Genomic DNA, 4,754 nt, shown 5'->3' on the forward strand with positions numbered 1-4,754 from the left:
CAGAATGTCGACGGCGACGGCACTGGCCAGTGGCGTGGCCACCGGTGCCGCAACGATCGCGCCGGCACCGATCAGTGCGACGGTGGCGGTGGTCCAGGATCGAATAACAGTTCGCTGCATGGCCTATTCCTCACGGGGTCACACTGGTGCCGACGATGGCTTCGCCGCGTAACTGTACGTTAGCTGATAGGAGTATGAAAATCGGTCGTAATGGGCCTTATGGCTCCGGCGTCGGCCGCTGGTCCTCGCCCGGCGAGCTGCAGGTGGCGGCCCCGAACACCTCGGCATACCGGCGCTGGTCTGCCAACGCCCGCTCCATCGGCGCCGCCACCGCGTCGACCGAGGCCTTGACCGCGGCGAGCGCGCGTGCCGGAGCGCCCACGAACTGGCGCGCCCAGGCCATCGCCGCCTCGTAGACCCCGTCCGGGGCGACCATCTGCTCCACCAGACCCAGGGCCAGCGCCTCTTCGGCGTCGAAGAACCGCCCGCTGTACGCCAGCTCCTTGGCACGGCTCGCCCCGATGGTGCCGGCCAGGCGCGCCAGACCGCCGCCGTCGGGAACCAGGCCGGCCAGAATCTCGGTCGCCCCGAACTTGACGTTGTCGCCACAGACGCGCCAATCCGCGGCCAGCGCCAGCGCCAGACCACTTCCCAGCGCATAGCCGGTGATGGCCGCCACCGTCGGCTTTCCGATGGCCGCCACGGCCTGCACCGCATCGTGGCGCACCCGGGCGAACACCTCGGCCTCAGCGGCGATCAACGTGCGCAGCTCCGGGACATCGTCGCCTGCGCAGAAGATCTCATGGCCGCCGTAGAGCACCACCGCGGCGATGTCGTCGCGATCGGAGATCTCGGCTGCGGCCGCAACGATCTCCCGGTAGACCTGCCGGGTCATGGCGTTGTTCGGCGCCCGGGAGACCAGCAGGGTGGCCACCCCGGGTTCGTCGGCGCCGCTGTGCACCGTGACGAATTCGCTCACCCGGGCCACCTCTTCCCGCGTGCCGCGTTGTACCGCTCGGAATTGAAGAATTCGATCTCCCAGTTATCGCCGCGGCGGGCCAGGTCCGGCTGCACCACCACGATCTGACGCTCCACCGTCATCACCGCCTCGACGCTGCGGCCCACCAGCGAATCCAGCTGCGTCCAGGTCGGCGGGAGCAAAAAGCTGTTTCCCGCCGCGAAGTCTTCGATCGCCGCCTCCGGGGTGAGCCAACCCGCCCGGTCGGCCTCGGTGTTCTCCCCGTCCGCGCGCTGACCGACTGGCAGCGCGCCCACGAAAAAGTACGTGTCGTAGCGGCGGGTGCGTTCGGCCTCCGGAGTCACCCAGTTCGCCCAGGGCCGCAGTAACTCGGCATGCAGGATCAGCTTCTCGGCGTTCAGGAAATCGGCGAACGAGAGCTCCCCGGCGGTCAGCGCTCGACGGGCGTCGGCGTAGACCGAAGCGTCGGAGACAACTCGCCCGGAATCGTCGGCGGGACCGGCGAACAGCACCCCGGATTCCTCGAAGGTCTCGCGCGCGGCAGCACAGACCAGGGCGGCCGCCAGGTCGGTGTCCACCCCGAAACGCTGCGCCCACCAGGTCGGACCCGGTCCGTGCCAGGCGATCTCGGTACTGCGGTCGCGGTCGTCGACTCCCCCGCCGGGAAACACCATCACCCCGGCGGCGAACTGCATCGCGGCATGGCGGCGCATCAGGAACACATCGAGAGCGCTCCCGCCGGCGGCAGCCGCGCCCTCACGCACCAACATCACCGTCGCGGCAGGCCGCGCGGGTAACGGTGGTGGTGGATGTTGGGTCATGCGCGCCTCCGGTGGGCTGCTCGGCTACGGGTCCGGCGCGCGAAGTAACGCCCGTCGATGACGTCCAGCGAGATCGACTGCCCGTAAGTGGCCGACAGGTTCTCGGCGGTGAGCACCTCCTCGAGCAGACCGGATGCCACGGCGCGGCCCTCGGCCAGCAGCAGGCAGTGGGTGAAGCCGACCGGAATCTCCTCGACGTGGTGGGTCACCAGCACGATCGCGGGCGCATCGGGATCAGCGGCCAGATCCGCCAAGCGGGCGACCAGCTCTTCCCGACCACCAAGGTCCAGGCCCGCCGCGGGCTCGTCGAGCAGCAGCAGCTCCGGGTCGGTCATCAGCGCCCGGGCGATCAGCACCCGCTTGCGCTCGCCTTCGGACAGCGTGCCGTACGTGCGATCGGCCAGGTGCTCGGCGCCCAGACTCTCCAGCATGTCGACCGCCCGCTCATGATCGACAGCGTCGTAGCGCTCCCGCCACCGCCCGAGCACTGCGTAGCCGGCCGAGATGACCAAGTCGCTGACCGTCTCCCCGCCCGGTATCCGCTGCGCCAGGGCTGCCGAGCTCAGACCGACCCGGGCCCGCAGCTCGGTGGTGTCGACCCGGCCAAGCCGCTCACCCAACACGTAAGCCACACCCGAGGAGGGGTGCTCGCTGGCAGCGGCGATCCGCAGCAATGAGGTCTTGCCCGCCCCGTTGGGGCCGATGATCACCCAGCGCTCATCGAGCTCGACCGACCAGTCCAGCGGGCCCACCAGGGTCCGCCCGTCACGGACCAGCGATACGCCCTCGAACTGGATCAACAGATCCTGGTCGGCCCCGGCTGCGGGAGCGGAACATCCGGTATCGGGCACGGCCCTATCGTGCCGTATGCCGGCTGCGTGCCGACCGACCGGGGTACGACCACCGAGGGCGCATTTTCGATCGATTCTTCTTGCCGGTAACCCGCGCGGCCCTGTTGTAATGTTTTGCACAGTTCGCACTCATCAATGCTTAGGGTTTATTCCGGGGGGCTTCGATGGTCCGTATTTCCAGTGCTGTCGCGGTCGGGCTTGTCAGTGCCGGTCTCATCGTCTGCCCCTCCCCTGCGGGCGCCGCGGCGCCGGCGGTCCAGCTCACCGGCGCCGGGTCGCCGCTGGGCGGCGGGACCGCGTTGATCATGGGCGGCAGCGGCATGCCCACGCCCGGCCCCGGCTACGCGGACCTGGTCAACGAGCTCTACCTGGCGCCCCTCGGCTTCACCGGCAGCACCCAGATCCTGACCACTCCCGAAACGCTGTACCCGTTCCTGGGTGCGTTCACCGGGACTTTCGACAGTTCGGTCGAAGAAGGCATCCAGATTCTGGAGGCAGCGATCCTCGACCAGATCGCGGGCGGTCAGGTCGACGCCGACAACCCCGTCGTGGTGTTCGGGTGGTCGCAGAGCGCGGTGATCTCGTCGCTGCTCATGCAACAACTCGCCGACCAGGGCGTGCCCAGCGACTACGTGCACTTCGTGCTGATCGGCAACGAGAGCCTTCCCAACGGCGGCATGCTGTCCCGCTTCGACATTCCGACCGGGACGTATCCGGAAATACCCAGCTTCGGAATGACATTCAGCGGCGCAGCGCCCGCCAATCTGTTCCCCACCACCGTCTACACCAACGAGTACGACGGTTTCGCCAATTTTCCGCAGTATCCGATCAATTTCTTGTCCACGATCAACGCCGTGATGGGCATCATCTTCGCGCACCCGACCTATCTGGGGCTCAGTCCCGAGGACATCGCAAACGCGGTGCTGCTTCCGACTTCGGGCCCGGATCTCTTGACCGACTACTACATGATCCCCTCCGACACATTGCCGCTGCTGGCTCCGCTGCAACTGCTGCCCTACATCGGCAACCCGCTGGTCGATCTACTCGATCCGGCACTGCGAGTGCTGGTGAATCTCGGATACGGCAACATCGAGCACGGCTGGAGCCCGGACTTCGCCGACACCCCCACCGGCATCGGAGTCCTGCCCGACTTCAGTGTCCTGCAGCAGGTTCCGCAAGCACTGTTCGACGGCGTGCAGAAGGGCATCACCGACGCCTTCAACACCTTGATGGATCCCGCCAACTACGTCTATTCACTGCCGGAGTGGGCCGAACAGTTGACGAGCCTGGGCGGCATCATGGAAGGCGGTCAGACCTCTTTCGGAGTCACGGTCCCCACCACGTGGGACGACCTCTTCGGCTCGTTCCCGCCGCACACGGGCTTTCCGCCGCTGGACGTGCTCAGCGCCTTGCTGTTCACGCTGCCCGAGTACAGCTACAACGCCTTCATGTCCGAGATCGCCGAGGGCGACCTCCTCGACGCCATCGGATTACCGCTCGCCGCCACCGCCGGGCTCCTGCCGCTGGCGTTGATCGGCGCGTTGCTGTAAGGCGTCCGGCTAGGCCGGCGGGATCTCGACCCGCCGCAGCAAGCCGTCGTGTGCGTCGGCGGCTTCGATCTCTGCCCGGGTGACCCCGAGCAGGAACAGCACGGTGTCCAGGTACGGGTAACTCAGGGAGGCGTCGGCGATCTCCCGCAACGCCGGCTTGGCGTTGAAGGCCACGCCCAGCCCCGCCGTGGACAGCATGTCGATGTCATTGGCGCCGTCGCCGACGGCCACGGTCTGCTCCAGCGGCACGCCCATCTGGGCGGCGAACTCGCGCAGCGCCTCGGCCTTGCCGGCCCGGTCCACCACGGCACCGGTGACCCGTCCGGTGAGTTTGCCGTCCACGATCTCAAGCTCGTTGGCCGCCACAAAGTCCAGCTGCAGGTCGGCGGCCAGCGGCTCGATCACCTGGCGGAAACCACCGGAGACCACCCCGCATTTGAAGCCGAGCCGACGCAGGGTGCGCACGGTGGTCCGCGCCCCGGGGGTCAGCTCGATCTGCTCGGCCACCTCGTCGACGACACTGGCGGGCAGGCCGGCCAGCGTGGACACCCGG

Annotated in this window: 5 protein-coding genes; 1 reads left to right on the plus strand and 4 read right to left on the minus strand. The window is 68.0% G+C overall.

The features are described 5' to 3' along the window. Positions 1 to 217: 217 nt before the first annotated feature. Genes LI92_RS19895 through LI92_RS19905 form a run of 3 tightly spaced genes read right to left on the minus strand, consistent with a single transcriptional unit; the run spans position 218 to position 2,669 of the window. Entirely contained in the window at positions 218 to 988 is a 771-nt protein-coding gene (locus LI92_RS19895) for an enoyl-CoA hydratase (protein ID WP_046321993.1), read from the minus strand. Then, positions 976 to 1,800, minus strand: coding sequence for an NUDIX hydrolase (locus tag LI92_RS19900; RefSeq protein ID WP_046321994.1), 825 nt, complete (start codon positions 1,798 to 1,800; stop codon positions 976 to 978). The genes LI92_RS19895 and LI92_RS19900 overlap by 13 nt, the downstream gene beginning before the upstream one ends. Then, on the minus strand, positions 1,797 to 2,669 hold the full coding sequence (locus tag LI92_RS19905) for an ABC transporter ATP-binding protein (protein ID WP_152665566.1): 873 nt from the start codon (positions 2,667 to 2,669) through the stop codon (positions 1,797 to 1,799). Before LI92_RS19905 ends, LI92_RS19900 begins: the two co-directional genes overlap by 4 nt. A 146-nt stretch (positions 2,670 to 2,815) precedes the next feature. Between LI92_RS19905 and LI92_RS19910 the strand changes: the two genes are divergently transcribed. Next, complete coding sequence (locus LI92_RS19910; protein WP_046321996.1) at positions 2,816 to 4,201, plus strand: PE-PPE domain-containing protein; 1,386 nt, start codon at positions 2,816 to 2,818, stop codon at positions 4,199 to 4,201. A gap of 9 nt (positions 4,202 to 4,210) precedes the next feature. On the opposite strand, the gene serB is transcribed toward LI92_RS19910, so the two are convergent. Next, positions 4,211 to 4,754: phosphoserine phosphatase SerB (gene serB / locus LI92_RS19915; protein ID WP_046321997.1), on the minus strand; the 544-nt coding region annotated here is incomplete at its 5' end.

This window comes from Mycobacterium sp. UM_Kg1 (assembly GCF_000972925.1).
In the GTDB taxonomy this organism is placed as follows: Bacteria; Actinomycetota; Actinomycetes; order Mycobacteriales; family Mycobacteriaceae; genus Mycobacterium; species Mycobacterium hiberniae.